This window comes from Planococcus sp. A6 (genome assembly GCF_028823615.1).
GTDB lineage: Bacteria > Bacillota > Bacilli > Bacillales_A > Planococcaceae > Planococcus.
Window position 1 is genome coordinate 1 of record NZ_JAPEHT010000195.1, and the last position, 4,022, is coordinate 4,022.

Sequence of the window (4,022 nt, forward strand, 5' to 3'; positions counted from 1 at the left end):
CTCGTCACTGCGTTCCTGCGGGGTCTCTCAAACCCGCTAATCCCACAGGAGTCGAGCAAACGCTTCTCCAAATACTCGGATAGGACAATGTGCTTTGAATATATAAAAGCTAATCCCTTTTTAATTCATTGGATACCATAGATTTCTTCGGCACTCTTAAAAAGGCAGGAACTTTCAAGCAAACGGCGAATAGCGTAAAGAGGCAAGAGAACGACCAGCTTGAAAGGAGTGGGAGTATGTATCAGCAAATCTTATTGGCAGTAGATGGTTCGGAAAACTCCATCCGCGCAGCCAGGGAAGCGGTAAAGATTGCCAGCCTAGTAGAAGGGGCGGAAGTGACAGTTGTCTATGTTTCCGATTACAAGGAAGATGAGAATGAAGTAATCCACGACGCTTCGGCGATGGAATTCGATTTGGCGAGACGGAAAAAGATCCAGCCGGTAACCGAAATGCTTGATAGGGAGAAAATATTCCATCGTATCGAAGTGCTGCACGGCATTCCGGGACCTGCTATCGTTCAGATGACGAAAGACAAGCAATACAACCTTCTTGTCATAGGAAGCCGGGGGCTGTCGCCAATCCGTGAAGTGATGCTCGGCAGTGTCAGCCATAAGGTTGTCAATCATGCAGAATGCCCCGTCTTGGTGGTTAGATAAAAGCCGTCCTATGCGCCTCGGTGATTTGGTATACTAAGTACATCTGTTGGTGCAAGAAGCATCGCGAATTATGGGAGATGAGTAGATAGATGATGGAGTTACCAAATTGCCCGAAATGCGGTTCTGAGTATACGTATGAAGATGCGGGAATGGCGGTCTGCCCGGAATGTGCCCATGAATGGAACCCGGCTGAACAACCACAAGAAGAAGTAGTGCGCGATGCCGTAGGAAATATTTTGCAGGATGGCGACGCTGTTACAATCATCAAGGATTTGAAAGTGAAAGGCAGTTCCAACCCCTTGAAAATCGGCACAAAAGTCAAAAGCATCCGGCTTGTGGATGGAGACCATAATATCGATTGCAAAATCGATGGATTTGGCGCGATGCAGCTGAAATCGCAGTTTGTGAAAAAAGCCTGATCCTTTAAGTATTAAGTGCATCAACATAAAAACCGATTTTGTTATTGCAATTTATACGCCGCGCTTATTGCCCCATAACAATGTGTGGAGCTGCGGCAGCACTTTAGCATCATTGAGAGGGGCGGAAACCAAATGCCTGTCGATCAGCCATTGATAGCGACCAAGCAGATGCTGGACCAGTTTGTCGTCTTCGGTCGTCTGCGTGTCGTCATTGCCGACTTGCAAAAAGAATGGGAATGACGGATAGCGCAGGTGGAGCTGCTCCGCGAAAAAGAAATCCGCTTCATCGAAAACGACGACTTTCAGGCTGGCTTGAGATGACGACAGCCTGCCGAGCATCGCATCGAGCTGGGAATAGTCCAGAATCATGCCAGAACTCGGCGGCTTTGGGGAGACGGTGACTTCATCGATTTCCAAGAGCCAGTCCTGCCAGATGCTGCCTTGCGTTTCGACAGCTGTACGCCAACCTTTTTCTTGGCATAATGCGACCAGTTCCGCGATGCCTTTATGAAGTGCCGGGTTGCCTCCGGAGATGGTGACGTGAGAAAAGGCGTCTTTACCAAGCGCCTCGAGCTGCCGGACAATGTCATCTGCGGTCATCGCAGTACTTTTTCCGGTGCCGTCCCAAGTGAATTTGGAATCGCACCACGAACAGGAATAATCGCAGCCGGCGGTCCGGACGAACATCGTCTTCTGGCCCATGACCATGCCTTCGCCTTGGATCGTCGGGCCGAATACTTCCATTACAGGGATCTTCATGAAGACACCTCTTTTGGCCGGTAAATGACATAGCTTGTCGGGGTTTCCCGGACGATGACTTGGATGCATTTCGGCTTATTGTCTGAGCGGTCGAGCGTGTCTTGGATCAACTTGTGTATTTGTTGGGCGAGCTGCTCGGTCGTCGGGAAAGTCTCTGTGAATTCCGGGTGGTCATTCAAAACACTGTGGTCATAGCGTTTATGGATCAAGTCTTTTAATTGCTTGAAGTCGATAAGAAAACCGGTGCTGTTCAAGTGGTCGCCGGCAATCGTGATATTTAAATGGTAAGTATGGCCATGCATTTTCGCGCATTTACCGGCTTCATCGGCCGGGATATAATGCGCCGCGGAAAAATGCATGTCTTTATTTAATTCAAAGCTATAGGGATGCTGAACGGAAGGGTAGAATTGCTGCATCAAGATTTCGCACCTTCTTTTTTGGAAAGGTAGGTCTGCAAGCCTTGGTTGCGCAGCACGCAAGACGGGCAAGTTCCGCAGCCCGCTGCTGGAATGCCGTGGTAGCAGGTCAAGGTTTCGGTCTGGACGAACTCGAATGCGCCAAGCTCGTCGGACAATTCCCAGACGCCTGCCTTGTCGAGCCACATGAGCGGCGTATGGATGACGAATTGCTTATCCATCGATAAGTTGAGCGTGACATTGAGCGACCGGATAAAGGTATCCCGGCAATCTGGATAACCGCTGAAATCCGTCTCGCTGACACCGGTCACGAGGTGGCGTGCGCCGAATGCATCGGCGTAAATCGCCGCAAAAGACAGGAACAATAAATTGCGTCCGGGAACGAATGTGGAAGGCGGCCCTTCCTTTTGCTCTTCGACTTCAATCGAATCGCGTGTCAAAGCGTTGGCGGATAATTGATTGATGAGCCCCATGTCGAGCACTTGCAATGTTACGCCGAGCGTTTCTGCAATGCGTTTTGCATGGTCGATTTCCTGCGCATGGCGCTGGCCGTAATCGAAAGTGACGGCGAGCACTTCGCTGAATTGTTCCAGCGCCCAAAATAGGCAAGTGGTACTATCTTGCCCGCCGCTGAAGACAACGACTGCTTTTTCATTTTTCATTTAAATACAGCTCCTTAGTTTTTTAGAGAGGGAGTTTGCGAACCTCTTTTATGAAACAGTTACCATAATAGCATAATTAGGCAAGTTCCTGTGATTTTTCAGGTGTAGCAAAATGGTGTCAGGGTATACAGGTGGTAAAAGGGAGGAGTGGGTGCAGATGAAAGCGATTGTCATTGACCAGTATGGAGGAAAAGAGCAACTGAAAGAACGAGAAGTGGAAACGCCAGCCATTTCAGCGCATCAAGTGTTGGTGGAAGTTCACGCAACTTCAGTCAACCCGATTGATTGGAAGCTGAGGGAAGGCTATTTGAAAGAAATGCTGCCATGGGAATTCCCGATCATTCTCGGATGGGATGTTGCAGGAGTCGTCAAAGAAGTAGGCGATGAGGTTAAGCATTATCATCCAGGCGACCGGGTTTTTGCGCGTCCGGATACCACACGTCAAGGGACGTATGCAGAATTCGTCCCGGTTGATGAAAATCTGCTGGCGCGCATGCCAGAAAGCATGAGTTTCGAGGAAGGTGCAGCGATTCCATTGACTGGGCTAACTGCATGGCAATGCCTGGTGGAGATCGGGCATATCAAAAAAGGCGATCGCGTGCTGATTCATGCAGGTGCTGGCGGCGTCGGAAGCATGGCGATCCAGATCGCCAACAGCATCGGCTGCTATGTAGCGACGACCGCAAGCGATAAAAACGATGAACTTGTCACTTCCCTTGGCGCGAACCGCGTCATCGATTATCGGGAAGAGGATTTCTCGGAAGTGCTGGAGGATTTTGATTTCGTATTGGATACGATGGGCGGCGAAACGCTCGAAAAAAGTTACGGCGTATTGAAGCGCGGCGGCAGGCTTGTCAGCATAGCCGGACAGCCCGATGAAGAACAAGCAGAAAAGCTCGGCATCGACGTCAGCAGTTTCTGGCTTGAGCCAAATGGCCAGCAATTGAAGAAATTGGGCGATTTGTTCGTCAGCGGCGAAGTGAAGCCGGAAGTCGGCCACCTTTATCCGTTGACGGAAGAAGGCGTCCGGGAAGCGCATGAATTAAGCGAATCCCACCATGCCAGAGGGAAAATCGTTATTCAAGTGAAAAAATGATCATAGTAAAAGCA

Annotated in this window: 6 protein-coding genes and 1 riboswitch; of the genes, 3 read left to right on the forward strand and 3 right to left on the reverse strand. The window is 49.8% G+C overall.

The window, feature by feature from the left end:
• The first annotated feature begins 236 nt into the window (after positions 1-236).
• On the forward strand, positions 237-656 hold the full coding sequence (locus tag ON064_RS17380) for a universal stress protein (RefSeq protein ID WP_274625761.1): 420 nt from the start codon (positions 237-239) through the stop codon (positions 654-656).
• A gap of 89 nt (positions 657-745) precedes the next feature.
• Complete coding sequence (locus ON064_RS17385) at positions 746-1,075, forward strand: zinc ribbon domain-containing protein YjdM (protein ID WP_274625762.1); 330 nt, start codon at positions 746-748, stop codon at positions 1,073-1,075.
• A 51-nt stretch (positions 1,076-1,126) separates the two neighbouring features.
• Here the strand turns inward: ON064_RS17385 and queE are convergent, their stop codons facing one another.
• Genes queE through queC form a run of 3 tightly spaced genes read right to left on the reverse strand, consistent with a single transcriptional unit; the run spans position 1,127 to position 2,912 of the window.
• Positions 1,127-1,834 (reverse strand): 7-carboxy-7-deazaguanine synthase QueE, encoded by a 708-nt coding sequence (gene queE, locus ON064_RS17390; RefSeq protein ID WP_274625763.1) that lies wholly within the window; start codon positions 1,832-1,834, stop codon positions 1,127-1,129.
• The gene (gene queD, locus ON064_RS17395) at positions 1,831-2,253 is read right to left on the reverse strand and encodes a 6-carboxytetrahydropterin synthase QueD (RefSeq protein WP_274625764.1); all 423 of its coding nucleotides are present in this window, start codon (positions 2,251-2,253) and stop codon (positions 1,831-1,833) included. Before queD ends, queE begins: the two co-directional genes overlap by 4 nt.
• Positions 2,250-2,912 carry a 7-cyano-7-deazaguanine synthase QueC gene (gene queC / locus ON064_RS17400; protein ID WP_274625765.1) on the reverse strand — a complete coding sequence of 221 codons (663 nt, stop codon included), beginning with the start codon at positions 2,910-2,912 and terminating at the stop codon, positions 2,250-2,252. The genes queD and queC overlap by 4 nt, the downstream gene beginning before the upstream one ends.
• An 8-nt stretch (positions 2,913-2,920) precedes the next feature.
• Positions 2,921-2,964: riboswitch (PreQ1 riboswitch) on the reverse strand.
• 105 nt (positions 2,965-3,069) lie between these two features.
• On the opposite strand from queC, the gene ON064_RS17405 reads away from it, so the two are divergent.
• Positions 3,070-4,008 carry an NADP-dependent oxidoreductase gene (locus ON064_RS17405; protein WP_274625766.1) on the forward strand — a complete coding sequence of 313 codons (939 nt, stop codon included), beginning with the start codon at positions 3,070-3,072 and terminating at the stop codon, positions 4,006-4,008.
• Positions 4,009-4,022: the final 14 nt, after the last annotated feature.